20 protein-coding genes are annotated in these 20,385 nt (G+C 35.4%); 13 read left to right on the plus strand and 7 right to left on the minus strand.

Annotated features, from left to right (window positions below):
- Positions 1 to 6: 6 nt before the first annotated feature.
- Positions 7 to 1,941, minus strand: a complete 1,935-nt coding sequence (locus H7A25_02180; GenBank protein ID MCP5498684.1) for an STAS domain-containing protein — start codon at positions 1,939 to 1,941, stop codon at positions 7 to 9.
- A complete protein-coding gene (locus tag H7A25_02185; GenBank protein ID MCP5498685.1) occupies positions 1,941 to 3,026 on the minus strand; it encodes a hypothetical protein in 1,086 nt (361 codons plus the stop codon). Before H7A25_02185 ends, H7A25_02180 begins: the two co-directional genes overlap by 1 nt.
- A gap of 466 nt (positions 3,027 to 3,492) precedes the next feature.
- Here H7A25_02185 and H7A25_02190 point away from each other — a divergent pair, with 466 nt between their 5' ends.
- The gene (locus H7A25_02190) at positions 3,493 to 3,849 is read left to right on the plus strand and encodes a hypothetical protein (GenBank protein ID MCP5498686.1); all 357 of its coding nucleotides are present in this window, start codon (positions 3,493 to 3,495) and stop codon (positions 3,847 to 3,849) included.
- 706 nt (positions 3,850 to 4,555) lie between these two features.
- Entirely contained in the window at positions 4,556 to 5,458 is a 903-nt protein-coding gene (locus tag H7A25_02195; protein ID MCP5498687.1) for a hypothetical protein, read from the plus strand.
- A 116-nt stretch (positions 5,459 to 5,574) separates the two neighbouring features.
- Here H7A25_02195 and H7A25_02200 read toward each other — a convergent pair whose 3' ends face one another.
- Complete coding sequence (locus H7A25_02200) at positions 5,575 to 5,907, minus strand: type II toxin-antitoxin system RelE/ParE family toxin (GenBank protein ID MCP5498688.1); 333 nt, start codon at positions 5,905 to 5,907, stop codon at positions 5,575 to 5,577.
- 55 nt (positions 5,908 to 5,962) lie between these two features.
- Positions 5,963 to 6,202, minus strand: a complete 240-nt coding sequence (locus H7A25_02205) for a hypothetical protein (GenBank protein ID MCP5498689.1) — start codon at positions 6,200 to 6,202, stop codon at positions 5,963 to 5,965.
- A 154-nt stretch (positions 6,203 to 6,356) separates the two neighbouring features.
- Here H7A25_02205 and H7A25_02210 point away from each other — a divergent pair, with 154 nt between their 5' ends.
- From H7A25_02210 to H7A25_02255, 10 genes are all read left to right on the plus strand, one after another.
- Complete coding sequence (locus H7A25_02210) at positions 6,357 to 6,689, plus strand: helix-turn-helix domain-containing protein (GenBank protein MCP5498690.1); 333 nt, start codon at positions 6,357 to 6,359, stop codon at positions 6,687 to 6,689.
- Positions 6,690 to 7,137: 448 nt separating this feature from the next.
- On the plus strand, positions 7,138 to 7,962 hold the full coding sequence (locus H7A25_02215; protein MCP5498691.1) for a hypothetical protein: 825 nt from the start codon (positions 7,138 to 7,140) through the stop codon (positions 7,960 to 7,962).
- 8 nt (positions 7,963 to 7,970) lie between these two features.
- Positions 7,971 to 8,789 carry a KilA-N domain-containing protein gene (locus tag H7A25_02220; protein MCP5498692.1) on the plus strand — a complete coding sequence of 273 codons (819 nt, stop codon included), beginning with the start codon at positions 7,971 to 7,973 and terminating at the stop codon, positions 8,787 to 8,789.
- 165 nt (positions 8,790 to 8,954) lie between these two features.
- Positions 8,955 to 11,531 (plus strand): DEAD/DEAH box helicase family protein, encoded by a 2,577-nt coding sequence (locus tag H7A25_02225; protein MCP5498693.1) that lies wholly within the window; start codon positions 8,955 to 8,957, stop codon positions 11,529 to 11,531.
- Between the two features lie 300 nt (positions 11,532 to 11,831).
- Positions 11,832 to 13,214, plus strand: coding sequence for a DUF262 domain-containing protein (locus H7A25_02230; GenBank protein ID MCP5498694.1), 1,383 nt, complete (start codon positions 11,832 to 11,834; stop codon positions 13,212 to 13,214).
- Complete coding sequence (locus tag H7A25_02235) at positions 13,201 to 14,340, plus strand: DUF3696 domain-containing protein (protein ID MCP5498695.1); 1,140 nt, start codon at positions 13,201 to 13,203, stop codon at positions 14,338 to 14,340. The genes H7A25_02230 and H7A25_02235 overlap by 14 nt, the downstream gene beginning before the upstream one ends.
- 1 nt (position 14,341) lies before the next feature.
- Positions 14,342 to 14,905, plus strand: coding sequence for a hypothetical protein (locus H7A25_02240; protein MCP5498696.1), 564 nt, complete (start codon positions 14,342 to 14,344; stop codon positions 14,903 to 14,905).
- 463 nt (positions 14,906 to 15,368) lie between these two features.
- On the plus strand, positions 15,369 to 15,506 hold the full coding sequence (locus tag H7A25_02245) for a hypothetical protein (protein MCP5498697.1): 138 nt from the start codon (positions 15,369 to 15,371) through the stop codon (positions 15,504 to 15,506).
- Positions 15,503 to 15,670, plus strand: a complete 168-nt coding sequence (locus H7A25_02250; GenBank protein ID MCP5498698.1) for a hypothetical protein — start codon at positions 15,503 to 15,505, stop codon at positions 15,668 to 15,670. Before H7A25_02245 ends, H7A25_02250 begins: the two co-directional genes overlap by 4 nt.
- Before the next feature lie 79 nt (positions 15,671 to 15,749).
- Positions 15,750 to 15,968: a hypothetical protein gene (locus tag H7A25_02255; protein ID MCP5498699.1), complete on the plus strand. Its 219-nt coding sequence runs from the start codon at positions 15,750 to 15,752 to the stop codon at positions 15,966 to 15,968.
- A gap of 207 nt (positions 15,969 to 16,175) precedes the next feature.
- On the opposite strand, the gene H7A25_02260 is transcribed toward H7A25_02255, so the two are convergent.
- The gene (locus H7A25_02260; protein MCP5498700.1) at positions 16,176 to 17,207 is read right to left on the minus strand and encodes a hypothetical protein; all 1,032 of its coding nucleotides are present in this window, start codon (positions 17,205 to 17,207) and stop codon (positions 16,176 to 16,178) included.
- 222 nt (positions 17,208 to 17,429) lie between these two features.
- Between H7A25_02260 and H7A25_02265 the strand changes: the two genes are divergently transcribed.
- A complete protein-coding gene (locus tag H7A25_02265; protein ID MCP5498701.1) occupies positions 17,430 to 18,452 on the plus strand; it encodes a PD-(D/E)XK nuclease family transposase in 1,023 nt (340 codons plus the stop codon).
- A 351-nt stretch (positions 18,453 to 18,803) separates the two neighbouring features.
- On the opposite strand, the gene H7A25_02270 is transcribed toward H7A25_02265, so the two are convergent.
- Both H7A25_02270 and H7A25_02275 read right to left on the minus strand, forming a co-directional pair.
- Entirely contained in the window at positions 18,804 to 19,421 is a 618-nt protein-coding gene (locus H7A25_02270) for a hypothetical protein (GenBank protein MCP5498702.1), read from the minus strand.
- The gene (locus H7A25_02275) at positions 19,422 to 20,375 is read right to left on the minus strand and encodes a hypothetical protein (protein ID MCP5498703.1); all 954 of its coding nucleotides are present in this window, start codon (positions 20,373 to 20,375) and stop codon (positions 19,422 to 19,424) included.
- Positions 20,376 to 20,385 lie beyond the last annotated feature (10 nt).

Genomic DNA, 20,385 nt, shown 5'->3' on the forward strand with positions numbered 1-20,385 from the left:
TTTCGTTCAAAGTTTTTCGGAGGATTTTATAATATCCAGATCAATCAGTCCGTCTTCCACTTCAGATAATTCCACTGTTTCCAGGATAATACCCTCAGCTTTTTTAGCCTGAGGCTTTTCATTTGAAAATTCATCCAGGTCAATTACAAATTCATCTTCAGATTTCTCTGGTAGCGCAGGTTTTTCTGCCAATAAAAAGGTTTCAAACTTCAGCTTTTCGGATAGTACTCTTTCTTGCAATTCTTCATCACTGAGTTCAACAATTTCATACTGTGCTTCATCCACCGCATTTCCCCACCAATAGGAGTGAATGCTTCGTTCTTCTTCAGCACTTAAAAGGACAATTTCACCTTTTTCATTTTCTTCGCTTTTCGTTTCTTTTAAGCTACTCTCATGAATGTGCACATGATGAGGATCATCATGAAAACACCAGCCTTCCTCAAGACCCTGTAATTGTTCTCTATGAGAACATTTTAATTCTTCAATTCTTTCCAGAAGATCTTCTTCATCAATATCATCTTCTTCGTAAAAAAAAGTGGATTCGTCATCCTCGGATCCTTCCTCTTCTGCAAAAACCCAGCCTTCTTCCTCTCCCTGACTTCTCTCTTCTTCGAGATACTTCAGGTCTCTGGCTTTTTCCTCTACATTGTGAACAAACAGGTCGTCCGAGTAGATGTCCTCAAGGTCTTCTTCGTAAATATCTTCCAGACCGAAATCTTCGTCATCCTCAGATTCTTCCTCTTCAGAAAACTCCCAGCCTTCTTCCTCTCCCTGATTTCTCTCTTCTTCGAGATACTTCAGGTCTCTGGCTTTTTCCTCTACATTGTGAACAAACAGGTCGTCCGAGTAGATGTCTTCAAGGTCTTCTTCGTAAATATCTTCCAGACCGAAATCTTCGTCATCCTCAGATTCTTCCTCTTCAGAAAACTCCCAGCCTTCTTCCTCTCCCTGATTTCTCTCTTCTTCGAGATACTTCAGGTCTCTGGCTTTTTCCTCTACATTGTGAACAAACAGGTCGTCCGAGTAGATGTCTTCAAGGTCTTCTTCGTAAATATCTTCCAGACCGAAATCTTCGTCATCCTCAGATTCTCCGTCTGTTTCAGATAGCTCAAGAGCATCTAAAACCCCTTCCTCATCTTCTTCAGACTCATCTTCAATTAATAAAGCTCGATTTTTGAGATTACCCTGAATCGTTTCTGTAGAATATATTTCCAGGTTATCATCTATTTCTTCTTCAAATTCTTCAATTTCCGGAGGATTATCCTCTATATCATCCGTTTTACGGATAGATTTTTCGAGTTCAACTGAATCCTCTTCAATTAATTCTACTACACTTTCATTTTCTATGAAAGGTGTATCAATAGGTTCTTCCGAATAGGTGTCGAGAATAGGTTCTGTAATAACTACATAGACTCCATCATCTTCGTTCTTCAGTTTTATTTTCTCTTTTGGTTTACGTTCGGCTTCACCAGAAAGTGCTTCGAACCCGGGCTCTGTAGATGGAATAGAAATAGAATCTGTTTTTTTAGAAAAAGCGATAGATGCCGGCTCAGAAACTTTAAAATTTGAAGTATTCTTTAATTCTTTTTCAATAATATCATCCAGCATTTTTCTTGCACTGGATTTATTTTCTGCTATCAATAGCTTCTTATCCAGACCAAAGAATCGAAATAATAATTTGATTTCTTTATTGATTTGAGCGTAAATCAGGCTGGCATTATATTTTTCCAGGGAAGCTTTTATGCGTAAAATAATGGAAATTCCTGAAGATGAAATATAATTCAATTCCTCACAACTTACAATAAACTTGGAATAACCTTCTTTTAACTTGCCCGAAATATACGCATAAAAGTCATTAGAACTGGAGGTATCCAGACTTCCCTTTAAGTTTATCACCAGAACCCTGGATGATTGAGTTTCATTTGTATGTAGATCTAACATTAGTCTAAATATATTGCGTCCAGCACTTCTTTTTCTTTCTTTTGTCCGGAAATATTAGTACCGGAAGAGCCTTCATCCGGAATAGGTATACTTTTTTCACGAACACCATTTATCTTTTCTTCCCCCGGTTTTGAAGAAGAAACCCTTTCTTTCTTTTTCGGTTGTTCCACCTGCTTTTTTGCATCTTTTTCTTCTTTTGATTCAGACCTGGATTCAACCTCTATTTCAATATCATGTTTCCTTGTGGCCTGAAAAACCTCGTCCTTCAAAATAGCCGTGATAGAAGCCGATGGAGATGCCATAAAATTCTTAGGACTTAAGGGTCCTGCAGGTGGATTATCCAGTTGTTTCAAGCCTTCCTTGATCCCTATAAAAGTAAATACAGCAAAGAAGACCCACAGAAGGATCCCGGCAATAAAACCAATTACCAGGTAGTTGATTAACATCCAGATATAGATATCCTTCTGTCTTTCTAAAAAGAAAAGAAAATTTCCCCGGTTGTAAATCATATGAACAGAACCCTGTGTTTCCAGATGAATCTGGCTATATACGGGAGCTGAAACAATCACCGTCTGATTTTTTATATCAGGAAACAGACGAATCGAAGTTTTACTAAAATAACTCCCATCTCCCTTATACTGATCTCCAAAATTTTGAGGAACAGGAGTCTGACCTTTTCTCATACGATGAGCCCTTAAAAAAAAGGGTTTCTGGTACTGAGAAGAAGGCTCTCGTTTGGAAATGTCTTCTTTTACTCTCGAAGGATCACTGTGGGCCAGCAGTTTTCCATCTCTAGAAATCAGGAATATTTCCTGAATTGTAAATTTATCGAGGTCTTTTTCAGAAAGTTTTACCAGGCGATAAAAATAATCATTCATTTCAGAGTACCCATAAGGATACATCCTTGCTTCGGCCACTCTCGCAATGGTGGATAATATATCCCTGGCTTTATTATCTGAAGTGTACTTCAAGAGATTCATTGAAGAATTCGCTGATTCATAAAACGACCAGGATACAGCCGAAAAACTAAGGATCTCGCAAAAAAGAATGGAGATGAATAAAAATGTTCCGAGCCTGAGTATCATTTCGTTTCCTGTTTAAAACATCGGTAAATTTCTAAAAATGCAAAAATAGTATCCCTTCAAAAGCCGGGAGTTTTTTATCCGTAGACGAACCACCGGTGGCTCGCTTACTACCCGGGAAAAATGAGAGTTTCCAGAAATAAATCTTTTCTACTCCTGTATTATAGAAAAATCCAAGGGTATATTGTAAACAAAATAGTTTTGATACGAGTTTTCAACTGTAGAAAAATACCTGAAGCAATTTCGCTTTTCTTGTACAGAAACTCTTCCGAAAATACCATTGAGCATGGAGCAAGAAAAAATATTATACATGATAATGGGTGCTATTATCGGCGCCTTTTTATCCAAGTTCATTCCCTCCTTTTTTGACCCTAAAGAACACATGCTCAAAAAAAAGCCGGCCAATAATCCGGTTCCGCTGGAAGAACTGGAGCATTTACAAAAAGCGAAAATGGAAACACTCCTAAAAATGGAGGAACTCGAAAAGCAATTAGATGCAAGCCGAGTAACCTATCCGGTTATATTCAAGGCCAGTCGTTTTAAAGACCCCTTTACCCCGGATAAAGTTACCTTCACCGAAAAGGGGGTGTCTTTTCGGATCTGGAGTTTGTTTGAGTTCAATGATAAGTTTATATTCTATTCTGATATTTCAACCGTTGAAGTGGTGAGCGGTCTTTTCTTCGCTACCATCATTATTAAACCCAAAAATAAAGACACAGAACAGGATATAACGATTTCAAACTTTACCCGAAAGGATGCCCAGGACATACAGGATTTTATAAAAGGAAGACTTTTCTCCGGAGTCGAATTTTCCAAAGGAGTATAACTTGTCAACCTTCCTTTTCAGGTTACCCTTATATAGCGATATTGTATTTAAGATATTTTGCATAAACTATCCGTACTTGCTTGCTGCCTTTTAAACTCGGTTTCGATTTTGAAGGCAATCAAAAGATTACCCGGCTAAAAATATTAAATCCGGAAATAGCTCATCCCTAATTCTTAGCTCTTAATCCCAGAACCAACACCTGAGACACAACTTTCAGGTTGCTGTAAGGGTCAGTATACCTTCCGCTATACTATCCAGTATACGTACAGGTAGGCAAAAAAGTTATAATTACATATTCCAGCAGGTAATCCCGTACCTATACTCGACGCCTGAGAACCTGAAAGGTATACTGTAGTTGTAAGCTTTCTGTAAAACCGGTGCTTTTACTTGCCACTATCTCCGCTTACTGAGCGAGCCAACGGCGAGCCCATCAGTAAATAAAAAGATAAGCAGCTTTTTACCTATCCCTCTACTTCCTTAACCCACGGCTAAAGTCATGGGTTAAGGAAAGATAGCTGATAGCTTAAAATTAGAGGTTGGGAATTAGTGGTTACTAATCCCTAATATCTAAACAGCCGGACGCTTAACCATCCGGCTGGGAAAAAAAGTTCCAAAAAGTATCCCAAAAGTCCAGTTTCGGTTCCCATTCTATAGAAAATTTTTGTTCCTTCTGTGCATTTTCAAACCCTTTATAGTAGAGGGTCACATGAACAAACGAAAACTCCAAAAAACCTTTGATGAAGTATTTAAGAAAAGAGCCATAGCTTTTTTCTCAAAGTTCGCAAAGGTGGAAACGGAATTTGAATTGCACAGGCTTCCGAGAAAACTCGATGTCCTTGTGATTGAGAGCGATAAACCTATAGGTAAACACCTCGACTTAATGAATTATTTTAAAGAATTCAATATCATCGAGTTCAAGTCAGAAAGTCAGGGTGTAAAACTACAGGATATATATAAAACTTTGTATTATATCTCGGCTTTTATATTACGGAAAAAAGAGAAGGGAGATATAAGCTTCACTCTTATCACAACGAAAAAGCCAGAGCGATTTTTGGAGACATATCATTTCTTAGAGAAGAGAAAGGGACTTTATGTCATGAAAATTCCGGGGATTATAAAGATACACTGTATCGTTATTTCAGAACTGGACAAAAAGACGGATCGAGAACTGGAGTTTTTGCAAATATTCACAGCGAAGAAGCAAAGAGAAGAGATAATCCGGGAAGCTATAGAAAAGGGCTTCGGAGAGAATTTGAAAGATAGTTTTTTGCTTTACAGAGAAGAATTAGAGTCTATACTAAAGGAGATGGGAAAGAGCATGACTGCCATAGAAGAAAGAGTCTGGGAACTCGCAGAAGAATTCGGAATCCGGGAGAAAAGCATACAGGAGGGAATACAGAAAGGCATAGAACAGGAGCGTATTCTGGCCGGGAAACAAATTGAGAAAGAAAGAAAACGCGCAGAAAAAGCAGAGCATAAAAAAGCCCTCCGAACTGCAGTGAATTTAAAGAAAGAAGGAGCTGAGTTAAAATTTATTTCCCGTATTACCGAACTTCCGGAAGCCTATCTGGAGAAGTTTTTCAGGAAGGTGCTTAGGGGTGAGGAATGAGGGGTGGAACTATTACTAATCCCTAATATCTAAACACTAATAGCTAAACCATCCGGCTGGGAAAAAAAGGCGCCGCCCTGAGCAAGCGAAGCGCGCCGAAGGGTAGATTATTTATTTTATTTTCTGTTTTTCAAAGACTCCGGGTTTCGCCTGTCATGCCAGACGGCAACTATCGAAATCAGGGTTTCTTTAAGAACGTAGTATAGGGAGAAAGGAAAACGCTTTAGCTTTGTTTTCTTTACCGAAGATAGAGATGTATTGCAATCCATCTTTACAGCCTTATCTCCCCTCTTTTTTCCCAGCTTTTCGGCTGCATCAAAAACCTCGTTAGCAAATTCTAAACCCAAACCTTTCTTCTGTTTCTCATACCAGAGATAGGAATCTTCCAGGTCTTTCTTTGCTTCCGGTTCAAAGCGGTAAGTCTCTTCCTTCTTGTCTTCATTTTCCATGAGGCCTCCCTTGAAAGCTCGAAAGCGCTTTCGAGCCTTCTTGCAAAGCTGAAAGCTAAACATGTAATGCCTCCAGATCCCTTTCTACTTCTTCCCTTGTAAAACCGGGATGAGGGTTTTCTTCCATACGCTTTAAGCGGATTTCAAGTTCAGTCCTGCGTTCGTCTTCGTTTACATTAGGTTCATCCTCGAAAACTATGACAACGGTGTAGGTTCCGGGTTCTATGGCCTCTGGTAGCTTTGCGGTAAGGGTTCCATCCTCGGCGACCGTGGCTTCTACTTCGTAGTGTTGCATGTGTTGTGCTCCTTTTATTTTCCAAGCTTCTTTAACTGGCAAAGTGCTTGACGCTGCACTTATTCAGGTGAAAAGCTTGGATAGGTGATATAACTATAATTATAAGTATTTATAATTATGTAAATAAAATAATTACAATTTTGCGAATTTTTTAATGAAAAAAGAAGATTATAAACGCTTATTTTCTTATCTTGGAGTAAATCAAAAGGAGTTTGCTGAAAAGTTTAACATCCATGCCCCACATCTTAGTGACATTGTAAATGGAAAGCTAAAAGGACTACCGAAAGAAATAATGATACAGCTAAAAAGAGAATACGGTATTAGCCTGGAATGGTTAATGACTGGTGAAGGAGAAATGTTAAACATTAGTGGGAAAGATAGCCTCAGTGAAGAGGAAATTGAAGTTGTAGAAGAAATGCGTAGAGATAAACGGCTGGTTGGTTTAATTCGTTCTTTTCTTGAAGCCATAAAAATTAATCTAAAATAAACATTTTTTGCTTTCTTTTTATAGTTCCCTGTCATAATATCATCCTATCATGTCGGTAGTGAAGGATGTATTGCAGATTTTGGAATTTGGAAAAAAAAGTTCCACCTATAAACTCTGCCTGCTTCGCAGTATCCTTGACCATATTTTTGAAAATCCGGCTCCGCAGACCGGAATTGGCTTCCAATTCATCCCCTTATTTCAGGTAGCGAAGAGTTTTCTTTTTTATTACTGGATACTTACCGAACAAAAAATTCCCCAGAACCCGGCAAACACCGGACTCGGAGTTCGGACTTTTATAGACAGCTATCTTTCCGGTGAAAATGCAATATTAAAAAGTTCCAATATTCATAGCATCTATTCTTTTTTCGATAGACTCGAAGACCCGAACTATGAACTGCAAGAGAATGAGCAAAACCTATTATTAGATATTCGTAATCTAATTGTGGAAATGCCACTCCGCTACATTCAAAACTTAGGCGGAGAGAAAACCGGGATATTGTCCCTATTTTTAAAACAGGCTTCTAATGATGACAAATATGGCTTCCAGTTCTCTATGGACTTTGAGAATAATCTCAAAGAATCGGTCATAAGAAAAAGAAAATTAGATGTTCTCGTTCACGATAGAAAAACATTTCAAAACCTTCTGGATAAGGAAATTGCTTTTATTGTAATTTCAGACAGAGATTATAAAGAACTCAGTTCCATGAGAGTCATGCTCCGTGACTCTATTTCTCTTCGCTGGATAGAAGAGAGTTTGCGTTTTGCCAAAAACTCAGAATTAGATAAGTCTATATTCGATGAGCTTTTTACATTCTTCTCTCTCAAGCAGGAAAGGGATACAAATAAAATGCGGCACTTGCGGAAGATTTATACAAAGCATGGCTTAAACCATTGTCTTTATACCGGTAGCACCTGCGAGAATAATTATCCGATTGACCACTTCCTTCCTTTCTCCTACTTCCCGGAAGATTCTTTTTGGAACCTGTATCCGATTGTGAACGGAAGCTTGAATAGTAGGAAAAGTAATCATCTTCCGCTTATGGATGGAGAAATGAAGAACCGGATAAAAAGCCACTTAAATGGAGCGATTCAAAGCGGGGAACAAATTATACTGAATGATTTACATCGTGTATTTTTAAAGTTAGGTAAGAAAAACTTTAGAAAAGATGATAATACTAATGTGGTTTATTTGATGAACCATATTGAGAATATGCACCATGACTTATGCCAGATTGTTCCCGGTAATCTCTGGGACTGGCGGGATGTGGGGTGAGAGGGGAAATGAGTAAGATAAAGGTTCAGGGGACTGAGATAACTATTCTTTCTGTTAACAATGAAGACTATATTTCATTGACCGATATGTTGAAAGCAAAGGAGGGAGATTTCTTTATTTCAGACTGGCTCCGTAATCGAAACACTGTGGAGTTTCTAAGTATCTGGGAAAAGATTCATAATCCGGATTTTAATTATGGCGAATGTGCCATAATTAAAAGTCAAGCAGGCTTGAATAGTTATAAAATAAGTGTGAAGGAATGGGTAACGAAAACTAAAGCTATTGGTATTCGAGCTACAGCAGGCAGGTATGGTGGAACATATGCTCATAAAGATATAGCTTTTGAATTTGGAATGTGGATCAGTGCGGAATTTAAAATTTATTTGATTAAAGAATTCCAGCGACTCAAAGATGAAGAGTTGAAGCAATTTGGTTGGGATATTCGCCGCAACCTTACAAAAATAAACTACCGAATTCATACCGATGCTATTAAACAAAACTTGATTCCACCGGAGCTTTCAAAGAAGCAGGCAGCATTAGTATATGCCAGTGAAGCAGATGTTTTGAATGTTGCATTATTCGGAAAAACAGCGAAACAATGGCGGGAAGAGAACCTCGATAAGGAAGGGAATATTAGGGATTACGCTGATGTTTCGCAACTGGTTTGCCTTGCCAATCTCGAAACTTTAAATGCACATTTTATCCAGCAGGGATTGCCTCAATCAGAAAGATTGTTGGCATTGAATCAGACTGCTATATACCAGATGAAAATCTTAACTGTTGATAGTGGAATAAAAAGGTTGGAAGAAAAAAAGAATGAGAAGTAGTATTAGAAAAGATGATAGTAATAATGTGGTTTATTTGATGAACCATATTAAGAACATGCACGATGACTTATGCCAGATTGTCCCCGGTAATCTCTGGGACTGGAACGATGTGGGCTGAGAATAGATTGTTTAAAAATTAGATAAAAAAAAGTATACAAAAGTATTATGACAACACAATACAAAACTGAATATAAAATAGATTTAACTCACGAAAGGAAAGTCAGGCAGGGTAACTATATTAGCCGTTTGCCTTTTCCTCACCAGAACAATGCCATGAATCTCATGCGAGACTTTTATAAAGCAAGTGGTAAAAGAGGAATCCTTGTTTTACCCACCGGTTCTGGTAAAACTTTTACTGCCGTTCTTTGGCTTTTAAAAAATGCTATTGCTAAAAATGTAAAGGTATTATGGCTTGCTGATCAGGGTTTTTTACTTGAGCAAGCTTTCGATACATTCAAGAAAAACTGTCTTGAAATACCGGAAAATAAAAGGGAAATTCTCCAGATGCGCCTTGTTTCTGGAAGCACAAGACATGCAAACGGTAACAGTATTTCAATTCATGATGATATACTTTTGATGACGGCACAAACTGCAATTGGTTATTGGGATTCTAATAATCTGGATGATAATGGTAAAAAAATAATAACTCCTTTTCATAAATTTTTAGAGCATGCTGGAAAAAATGAATCTCTATTTATAGTTTATGATGAAGCGCATCACACACCGGCTTTTGGCCGACGAAATTTGCTTATAGGTGGTTCAAAAGAAAAAACAGGAATACTTGAAAAGTATCCAAATTTTAATTTACTTGGACTAACAGCAACTCCTACATACACCAATGTAAACCAGAGAGGTTGGCTATGGGAGATATTCAAAGATGGTGTTATATTTGAAGCCAGGAAGAAGGATCTCGAGGATGCAGGAATTCTGGCTATGCCAAATTTTAAATCCGAGAAAACGCAGTTTAATTTTGAAATTTCGGATTCTGATATTGAAAAAATGCTTATTAAGCATCAGGAACTTCCTCAACATATAATTGATGAACTGGCAAAAAATGAAGGAAGGAATGAATATATAGCGAAATACTATGTAGATAATTTAAGTATTTTTGGGAAAACCATTATCTTCGTAGATAGATGGTATCAGTGTCGAACCATAGAAAACAAAATTAACCGAGAAGCTGGAAAAGTAATTGCTGCTTCTATATTCTCCTATGTGGAAAATTCACGTTCTATTGATTACCTAAATTCCCGTATTTCTAACCAGAATGATATCAACTTGGAAAAATTCAGGAATGGAGAGATTCAGGTTTTATTAAATGTTAGAATGTTAACTGAAGGTGTAGATGTTCCTGATGTAAAAACTGTATTTATTACCAGGGAAACAAATTCAAAGATTCTTTTTACCCAGATGATAGGAAGAGCACTTCGAGGAAAAAAAGCCGGAGGTGAAAAGGATATTGCAAATATAGTCTTCTTTGTAGACAATTGGAATCGACACATTCAATTTGCTGGTTCTAATTTTGTTGGTGGCTTGGAAGATAAAAAGATAGAAAGGGGTTATCGTCCATATGAATTAATTCGCATTGATTTAATAGACAGACTAAATTTCGCTATAGAAAATCAGAATTATGAGTATAGCTTTATTGAATTAGTTGCTTCCGGTTGGTATGTAGTTACTTATAATGATGTCCATATTGAAGAAGTAGAAGGACAGGAAGAAAAATCCTCAGAAACATTTACCGAAAATGTTTTAGTATATGAGAATGAAAAAGAAATCTTTGAAATTTTTATTGGTGACTTTTTAGAACAAAACAAAGATTATATCTGGGAAAAAGAAGAATTAGATAAATCAGAAGCTTATAAGATTGCTAAAGAATTTATTGAAGAATATTTTCCTTCATCAATAGTAAGTTCAGAATCTCTTGAAATGAGAATTATACAGATAGCCAGACACTTAGGTCAGAATAGAATTAAACCTGAGTTTTTTAATTTTGAACAAAAGAAGGATTTGGATTTTAGATCCCATGCAATTTCTATTGTAGAACGAGACTTGCGTAGATCCGAAGAAGAAGAGTATTTAAAAAATATTTATTACAGTGAAGACAAGTCATTGCTTAGAGTTGTATTTCATGAGTTTGAAAAATTTCAAGATGCATTTGAATACGAAATAAAAGTATTTAAAAGAGGAGGAAAAAATTCAAATACAGATACTACAGCAAACCCCGGTTTTCAAAAAGAATTCCCCAAGCGCTTAGTCCCGGAAGAAGTTAGGAGAAGAGTTTTTTCCAGAGATGGATATAAGTGCTTATGCTGTGGTAAAACAAAAAATTTGCAAATCGATCATGTAGTTGCAAATAAATATGAAGAACCCAATGATGATAATCCTGAACTATATCAAACTCTTTGCGGAACTTGCAACCGTGAAAAAGCAGCAAATGGTTTTAATTATAAGCATACAAAATTTGATGAAAGTAAAATTGCAGTTAGAGATGTTTTAAAGGCTTCTAAATCAGAAGAACCGATTTACTATGTGACAAGACTTATAAATTGCTATTACACCACAAGCGCAGTTCATAAGACTATGGTAGATGCTAAAAATCAGGGAAATTCAGTTTGGAAAATAGGAGTAAAACTTGGAGCAAATATTAATAATAATATGGCTAAGGATATAAACGCACTAATAGATATCATTAGAAATAAAGGGTATAAACTAAAAAATATAGAGGTAACAGAGGTTTAGAATAACATCATCGGGCTATCCCTCAACTATGACATGTTCCACATAGATAAAGGCATAATAAGGAAGCATAGTGAGAAAAAATCAATGAAAAGCGATATTGAAAAGATAAAAAAGAAGCCAATATAAATAAGTCTTAAATGTTTAAAAAAATTAAAGGATATGGCTGCATAGAAAGTGTCCACTAAAACGTAACTAGGCTAAAGGATGATCATTACACCAGATGAAATAATAGATATTACTTGTAATAAAATTGTCTTCCTAAATCTATAGTACATGTGCACTGTGCTGGAGTAAGAAAAGATGGATGTAAATAAAAGAATAGAAAAGATAAAAAAAGATATAGAGAAAACTGAATATGTTATAAAGTTCTCAGAATTGCTTTCAGCTTTTGAAATTAAGTCATTGCAGGAGGAAGAAAAAATACAAAACTTAGAGGAACTTTTTAAATTAAATAATATATTTGTAGAAAATGAGTTAGGGGAAGTTGGAAGTTTTTTGGATTATAAATATTCAACTTATCTCCATCTTAGTCTAAAGAAAAATAATGATATGGATATTTCTAACGATATAAAAGATCAACAGGAAAGTATAAATGACATAGAAGAGATTGATGAAACTGGGGGAGATATAACAATTCCCTTTGATCCTAATTTAATTAAAATTAGGCGTGATCCCTATACATTAGGAGAATTAATTGATCGAATTGAATACGAAGAAGTGAATTTCAAAACAGCTTTCCAACGGAAAGAAGGCTTATGGAATGAAACTCAAATGAGTCGATTGATAGAATCAATATTATTAAAACTTCCATTACCTGCATTTTATTTTAGCGAAGATAATGAAAATAACTGGGAAGTAATTGATGGTTTACAAAGATGTTCTACTTTGAAAAAGTTTATTGTTGATAAATCCTTAAAATTACAGAACTTAGAGTTTTTAAAGCAATTTGATTATAAGTATTATATGGATCTACCAAGAGATCTCCATCGAAGAATAAAAACAACTCCTATTGTTTTATACGTAGTAGAAAAGGGAACACCCAAGGAAGTTAAATTTAACATTTTTAAGAGGATTAATACTGGAGGCTTAATTTTAACTCCACAAGAAATTCGTCATGCATTAAACCAAGGGAAACCAGCAGAGTTTATTGCGGAATTAGCAGATCTTGAAATATTCAAAAAAGCTACTTGCTATAGAATTAAGACTGAAAGAATGGAGGATAGAGACTTTATTACGAGATTTGTTTCCTTCTATTTAATTCCTTACGAGAAGTATCTTCCTGATTTAGATAGTTTTTTAACTAGGGGAATGTCTGAAATTAATAATATTTCAGTAGAGGAAAAAATAAAACTAAAGGAGAATTTTATAAAATCAATGAATTTCGTATATAACATTTTTGGTGATGATGCCTTTCGAAAAAGGGTATCTGAAACAGATAGACGAAAACCAATTAATAAAGCACTTTTCGAAGTTTTAAGTGTTTCTTTTTCTTTAATTGATGAAGAAAAGCTTAAAATATTAGAATTGAAAGCTGAGACTTTTAAAAGTAAATTTAGAAAACTAAATAATGATTTAAAATTTCGTTACTCTATTACATCAGGAACCGGTCAAAAAGAAAGTGTTTTAACAAGATTCAAGGAAATCAATAGAATTATAATGGAGACAATAAATGGCAATGATTGACAAAATCATAATTAATAATTTTAAATCGCATAAAAATACCGAATTAGACTTAAGCTATTTAAACATTTTTACAGGGGTAAATGGAGTTGGTAAATCGTCTATACTACAGTCACTATTATTATTAAAACAATCTTTTGAAAAAAGATATTTAGAATCTGGTTTAGAACTTAATAAACCATATTGCGAAATTGGATTTGCCTCTGATGCTTTATATCAATATGCTGAAGAAGAATTTATCAGTATATCTCTTTTCTCTGATGAAAAAAGTTTTATATGGAATTTTCATCCTATGAAATTAAATAAAACTTTTATCCCAATTCATGGAATGCCACCTTTGAATTATAATACACTAAATATTTTTTCTAATGATTTTCAATATTTAAGTGCAGCAAGGTTATCTCCTCAAGAAAGCTATCCTACTGATACGTTACTTGTAGAAACAAAGAAACAGTTATCTATTGAAAAAGGTCAAGGAGAATTAACTCCACATTTTTTATATTACTGGGGGAAAGAGCAGAAATTACAAGTTGAATTTGAAAATATGTTACATGATGAAAATATTGATAAAGACTTATTTAGTCAAGTTATTGCTTGGGAAAGGGAGATCAGTCCAAACGTAAATATAGTGGTATCTCCAAGTGACAAGTCATACAGTTTAAAATATTCTTATAATAAGCCAGGAGATATTACTTCAACTGAAGAATTTAATGCTGAGAATGTAGGTTTTGGTTTGAGTTATGCCTTACCAATTATCGTAGCCCTTCTTTCCGCAAAAAAAGGTGGAGTCATACTGTTGGAAAATCCGGAAGCCCATCTTCATCCAAAAGGACAGTCAAAATTAGCAGAGTTAATTGCTTTAGCAGCTCAAAATGGAATACAAATATTTTTGGAAACACATAGTGATCATATCATTAATGGTATATTAATAGCATCTAAAAAATTTGAGGAAATAAGAAAAGGAATTGATAAAAAATATATTTCTATTTATCATTTCGAGAGGGATGATAAAACGCATAGTAGTCTTGGTATCAGGATAAATGTATTAGAGGGTGGAAAGATAGATCACCAACCAGAAGGATTTTTTGACCAAATTGATAATGATTTAAAATTTATATTAGGATTTTAATGTGGGTATCAACGCTTATTTATATTTTCCTGAAAATGAAGAGAACTTATTTTTAGATAATAAAGATTTTGCAACTAAAAGTAAAGAAATGAATACCTTTATTGGTTTATTGACAAATACTAAAAATTCAAAAAGCTATAATGAGAAAATCGATATATATTACAGTTCAGAAAATATTGAAAATTTTATTAATAAAGCGAAAGGATTAATTGATGAGGTTTATTTAAATGATCCAATAAAGCAATTAAGGATCTTACTAAAAAATGAAACTAATATAAACCCATATTCTATTAATAAAATATCTGAAAATGTAAGGTATTATTTTATTGATTATGTTTCTTTTAATATACAAATACAGGAATCTACAAATTATCTTTCAGAAGTTATGGAAAGAATTTGCAAATATAATAGACAAAAAGAAACTTTCTTAATTAATTTTGGGAATAGGATTGTTCACAGTCGAAATTTTATACCAGTTTTTAAAGATGGATTATATTCAACAGAAAATCTTCCGGAAAAGTTTATTCATATAAATGAATTATCTGAAAATATAATGATTGGTTAAACCAGTACAAGAAGTTTTCAATAACGGATAATAGTGATTTTGAGCGCTCATCTTATCAAAATGGTAAAGCCAAAAGAGAAAAATCTACAGGTAGAATATGGTATTTAGATGAACTACATCGAGATCATTATGAAATTTTTAATAGTGATGGAACAGGGTATGGTATTGCAGATCTTAATGGAAAAGTTGATACAACTTCAGATAAAGCAATAAAGGTAAAAAAAAGAACTATTGATTAAGGAAATTATCATATATCATCCTTAATTATCTGTTAAAACGTAAGCGTATCATGAACCCACCTTCTCTGGCTCATACTACACTGGCATCATGAATTGGAAAGAATCTATCAAGAGCTGGCAGGGAAGCGGCAAGATTTGCATGGCTATTACTCTAAAAAAGCTTGCTATTTAAAATTAATTATCCTATCATTGAATAACTACAATCTAATAATAGGGATGAAAATATGAGTATTGGTATTGCAACATTATTGGTTATTGGCCTTGCATCCTGGATGTATGTAGGTTTCTCTATAATGACAAGAATTATAAAGCGAGAAGTTGGTGAAACGGTAAGGAAGGAATTAGAAAAAAAAGGTTTATGATAGAAAAACTTCTATTATTACTTGTTTTACTGGCAATAAGCCTTCTAATCATTCTTGCACAAACCTATGCTAATTGGAAAGAGTATGCGGATATCCTTATATCTCTTCTATCTATTACGGGTAGTCTTCTGGCAATTTATGAGTTTATAAGGAAGAAACGTTAATAACAAAGACAACATTCCCCCTGCTGTAAACCATCATCTAAACCCCTCAAAACCACTTGCATTTATAGTTTTACCCGATGTGGAATACAGAGACTTCAATCATTACAAAAGCTGTCCTATCCTGCACCGAAAAGAAACCTTTCTTCATTCTTCCCACCCCCGCTATGAAGAGTTCAGTGCCCTGAGTTCCGCTGAAGAAGCAGGGCTTCTTTCGAGACGGGACATTGGTTCCAAGAACAGGTGGGAGGAAGTCTTACAGGAAAAGGGATTACGGATTGAGGGACATGTGCTTCTATAGGGTGCCGGCTGAGCGTGCTTTGACTCCCCGTTGGCTCGCTCAGTAACCGGATAAGCCGAAGCCCGTCGTCAGAAAAGGAGCGGTCTAAAATGGAACAGTCACGACCGTTCCTTACGTTAGCTACCATATCTCATAGTATTAGAAGAAAAATTCTCTTAGCCCCATGCTTCAGCATGGGGAAACGGGAAAATGGGGGTTCGTGACTTATCAACCTTCCCCCTCAAGCACAGGTGTAAAAACAACGGATTCAATTTTACCCCCTTCTTCTTTACCGGAATATAAAACTTCAGCTTTCATTTTTCTTGCAGGTTTATACATAATATAAGCTTGAATGGCGTCATAAGCAGTCATTGTATAGTCTATAAGACTCACCACAAGTGATGCCGGGATAAATCTTTGTTTTACCAGACTTTTTTTCTCGGTTTCTTTACTCGCCACAAACCATTTGTACATTCGAACCGAGTTGTTGGTGTTTTTTAAAGTTTCAAGACTTATCTTAAATTCCGGTAAATTAGCAGATTGTTGATTAAAGTCAACCTTAACCGACTGACCTTTCTTAGTCGCTTCGTCCAGAGCTCTCGATAAAGCCAGATCAAATGTTTCATCATCGATATATTCCAATACCTTACAACTCGAATAGATTGTATCGCATACATCTCCAAAATTCTTATGGATAAAAAAGAACATCATCACGTTATAATCTTTAGGGTGGTATAGAACTTTCGCATTATAATTTTTTGTTTCTTTGTATTTAATTTTATTTTTAACACGGGTATAAATATCCCATAGACGAATACCGGCATCCTTCAAAACCGGAATATGATCTATAAGCCCCCGGTGTCCTATATAATAAGGCTCAACCGAAACTTTCCCTTCTCTCTTACTTATCTCCCGCAGATATTCTAAGACATTCTGAATTTCCTCATCATTTAACCTTTTATCATAATATCTCATACGGATTAAAATTTTACCTGCTCCCTTCTCCATGAGAGTATTGATTTTATCATCGAGTTCATTATAATCGGTATACTCAATTTCCGTACAAACACCCGGTTCACAGGAAATTTGTTCACTTAATTCATTGCTATTTAAACTGACAGGGCTCTCAAGGTGTTTGATTTCCTGATTACTTGACTCGGAATGTACAGAAGGACTCAGATCATGATTTTGCTTTTCAGAAGTTCCTGCACAGGAAAAGAAGAGTAAATTAAGACTTATAACAAAAATATATCCTATCATAGTATTTCTCCAAATTCTAAATCAATCTTTATTTATTAGTATCAAAGATCAATAGTCTTTCTGAGTTTTTTTTTATTAGCCCCATGCTTCAGCATGGGGAAAAATGAGGATTTAAAAAAAATCTTAAAAATTATCCCAAAAGTCCAGTTCGGCTTCCTATTTCATAGAAAATTTTTGTTCCATTTGTGCATTTTCAAACCCTTTATGGTAGGAGATCACAAAATGAAACAGAAAGATATGCAAAAACAGAACGGACTTTTACCTTTATATAGCGATATTGTATTTAAGATATTTTGCATAAAGAAACCCCATCTCTTAGCGAGACTTTTAGATGCCGTACTCGGATTCAAAGGAAGCGATAGAATCGAAAGTCTGCAAATACTCAATCCGGAAATACCCGGTGATACCCGAAATGATAAATTATCCATTCTGGATATACATGCTGTAAATAAGCGAAATGAGCATTTTGGCGTAGAAATGCAGGGCTTCCCCCAGGATTACTTCGGAAAAAGGGTTCTGTATTACTGGGCTAAGCTCTACACACAGCAGATAAAAAAAGGAGCTACATACGTTCAGTTGCAACCTGTGTATTCTGTTTCTTTTCTCAATTTTAACCTGCTACAAATAGACAATTTTCATTCGACCTTTCAACTATTAGAAAAAGAGAATCCGGAAATAGCCTTGACGAAAGATCTGGAAATTCATATAATAGAATTACCCAAATTTCTAAAACAGGTAGAGGAACTGGATACCGAGCTGGAAAACTGGTTGTATTTCCTTGGAAAAGCCGAGCATTTGCAGGAAAATGAAATGAAAGAGTTGCAAGAAAGAAACCCGGTCATGGAAGAAGCGATAGAAGCTTTGAAAGATATATCCCTCGACGATAAGACCAGGGCTTATTACGAGATGCGCTTGAAATCCGAAAGGGATTTTATGGCGATGAGGCATTATGCCTACCATGAAGGACTTAAAAAAGGAGTGGAACAGGGAATTCAGGAAGGAAAGGAAGAGGAACGCCTTCTGGCAGAGAAAGTAATTGAGAAAGAGAGAAAAAGAGCTGAGCATAAAAGTAAACTCAGGACTGCGATCAATTTGAAGAAAGAAGGAGCTGAGCTGAAATTCATTTCTCGTATTACAGAGCTCCCGGAAGCCTATCTGGAGAGATTTTTTATGCTTCGACTCAGGCTTACGCCTTCGCTCAGCACAAGCGCTGATGAGATCCCTGACAGACTGTGTGGAAAGTAATTTAAGCAATAAATTCTATTTAATATAATGCAGTTATAGACCAAATGAAATAAATTGATAAGTGAAAAAAGCCCTTTTCACACAGTCTGTGAGCGAACGTAGAGAGTCGAAGGGCAGCCATCAGCTTTTGTGATAGATAAGCTTTTTCTTATAAAAGGGATGCTTAACTATCTAAGAGCTGATAGCTAAAAGCGATGCCGTAGGCGAGCGTGCTGAAAGCTGATAGCTTAAAATTAGTGGTTTTACTTGAAATTATTACTAATCCCTAATATCTAAACAGCCGGACGCTAAACCATCCGGCTGAGATAACGCTTTATATCTCTTTGCAAGCTGGTAGCTTAAAAAAGGGCTTTAGCCCGATAAATAGTCAATCTCGGATTCAATATTCTTTCTTGCTTTCAATTCTAATTTAGTATACATTTGTTCTGTTAGATATATCCGCTCTCTCTGTATAAATGTTTTTAATACTTCAGCTCTTCCCTTGCGGTAATCGCCATCAGAAATATGGCTATATTCTTTTCGCACATTTTCTTGAAATTGTAAATATATGTCTTTATCGCTTCCTAAAATGGCAAGATCGCAATCTAAAAAGAATTCACAATCTCCATTTTGAATTCTTGGGAAATGTTTTATCGTACTTAAGATATATTCTTGAGATAGCTTAATTGAAATTTCGGGAATATTTGTATTTCTTAATAAGTTTAGCATTTCCTCAGAACTTCGCTCTTCATTATCTTTTGAATGAACATCATAGACATAATCATGAAACCAGATGGCTATATAAAAACTTAGAGGTTCTTCAGGATTATATTCATGAGAATATTTTAATATATTCTGTATATGTCCAATATTATGATAATAGCGATTTGAACCGGTATATGCAGTATAGAGAAGTTCAAAAACTTCTCCTAATTTATCTTTAAAGAGATAAGGTGCAAAAACAGTATAAAAACTCTCTTTTACATCCAACTACAGATTCTCAGCTATTTTATGCAAGAAAGGCACCATACCATCAAGTTTTTCCGGCAACTCATATTCTAATAAATCACCCGCCTGTACGATATCACCCGATTCGAGTGAATTAGCTATTTCACGAATAGTCGAGTTCAAATTTTCAATCATTCCTTCAAAAGCAGACTCATCCAGTTGTAACTGCGAAAAATTTATATCAGGACTTGCTTTTAATGAAATCAGACCTGTAACAAGGGAATGCATCTTTCCTGTGCAATGTTGCAGCAATTCAGCCGCCACTGCATCTTTACCGGATTGATAATTTTCATTTACGCGGATAAACTCACTTTTTAAAACTTCCATATTCGAAGCATAAGCTGAGACCAAATTCTTTACAGTCAACCTGTCCAGGCCGAGAGGAATCAGACGATTAAACAAATCAATGGTGAATACTTTTAAATTCCTTAAATTATCCAGGTATTCTTCAATCCCCTTCAGGCTATCAATCTCCTCCGATGAAAGTTCTCCAAGGCGATTTAATATCTGCTGAAGACTGGGTCCTCCAGTAACAGGAAAGACAAGACTGTAATCCAAACGCAAAATCGATGCGGCAGAAGCCAGTATTTCCGACATCCACCTTGTTCCCTCTTGCAAGTCCCGACTTTCTTTTTCGGTTAAGGAATCTCTTCCGAATAAAGTAGTTCCAACTGTATCCAGATACCTGTCTAATTCTATAATACTGGATTGAAGAATATCAATTTCTTTACCTGAATAAAAGTCTATTCTAACTTCACTATCTACACTAATGTCTTCCAATTCAGCTCGAAAGGTTTCCTTTCCATCCAGCAAACAGTTCACAACATACTGACCCTGTGACTCTATCCAACGGCTCACCTGATCAAATACCTGCGCTAAATTTTTCTCTTCCCCTAAAGAAGAATCAACTTTTTGTTCGTTAATGTAAAGATTCATAATACTCACC

This window comes from Leptospiraceae bacterium, assembly GCA_024233835.1.
GTDB lineage: Bacteria > Spirochaetota > Leptospiria > Leptospirales > Leptospiraceae > JACKPC01.

Bases quoted from the DNA above. Each gene is read 5' to 3' on its own strand.
- H7A25_02180 (MCP5498684.1), bottom strand. From the start codon at position 1,941: ATGTTAGATCTACATACAAATGAAACTCAATCATCCAGGGTTCTGGTG.
- H7A25_02185 (MCP5498685.1), bottom strand. From the start codon at position 3,026: ATGATACTCAGGCTCGGAACATTTTTATTCATCTCCATTCTTTTTTGC.
- H7A25_02190 (MCP5498686.1), top strand. From the start codon at position 3,493: ATGGAGGAACTCGAAAAGCAATTAGATGCAAGCCGAGTAACCTATCCG.
- H7A25_02195 (MCP5498687.1), top strand. From the start codon at position 4,556: ATGAACAAACGAAAACTCCAAAAAACCTTTGATGAAGTATTTAAGAAA.
- H7A25_02200 (MCP5498688.1), bottom strand. From the start codon at position 5,907: ATGGAAAATGAAGACAAGAAGGAAGAGACTTACCGCTTTGAACCGGAA.
- H7A25_02205 (MCP5498689.1), bottom strand. From the start codon at position 6,202: ATGCAACACTACGAAGTAGAAGCCACGGTCGCCGAGGATGGAACCCTT.
- H7A25_02210 (MCP5498690.1), top strand. From the start codon at position 6,357: ATGAAAAAAGAAGATTATAAACGCTTATTTTCTTATCTTGGAGTAAAT.
- H7A25_02215 (MCP5498691.1), top strand. From the start codon at position 7,138: ATGCCACTCCGCTACATTCAAAACTTAGGCGGAGAGAAAACCGGGATA.
- H7A25_02220 (MCP5498692.1), top strand. From the start codon at position 7,971: ATGAGTAAGATAAAGGTTCAGGGGACTGAGATAACTATTCTTTCTGTT.
- H7A25_02225 (MCP5498693.1), top strand. From the start codon at position 8,955: ATGACAACACAATACAAAACTGAATATAAAATAGATTTAACTCACGAA.
- H7A25_02230 (MCP5498694.1), top strand. From the start codon at position 11,832: ATGGATGTAAATAAAAGAATAGAAAAGATAAAAAAAGATATAGAGAAA.
- H7A25_02235 (MCP5498695.1), top strand. From the start codon at position 13,201: ATGGCAATGATTGACAAAATCATAATTAATAATTTTAAATCGCATAAA.
- H7A25_02245 (MCP5498697.1), top strand. From the start codon at position 15,369: ATGAGTATTGGTATTGCAACATTATTGGTTATTGGCCTTGCATCCTGG.
- H7A25_02250 (MCP5498698.1), top strand. From the start codon at position 15,503: ATGATAGAAAAACTTCTATTATTACTTGTTTTACTGGCAATAAGCCTT.
- H7A25_02260 (MCP5498700.1), bottom strand. From the start codon at position 17,207: ATGATAGGATATATTTTTGTTATAAGTCTTAATTTACTCTTCTTTTCC.
- H7A25_02265 (MCP5498701.1), top strand. From the start codon at position 17,430: ATGAAACAGAAAGATATGCAAAAACAGAACGGACTTTTACCTTTATAT.
- H7A25_02275 (MCP5498703.1), bottom strand. From the start codon at position 20,375: ATGAATCTTTACATTAACGAACAAAAAGTTGATTCTTCTTTAGGGGAA.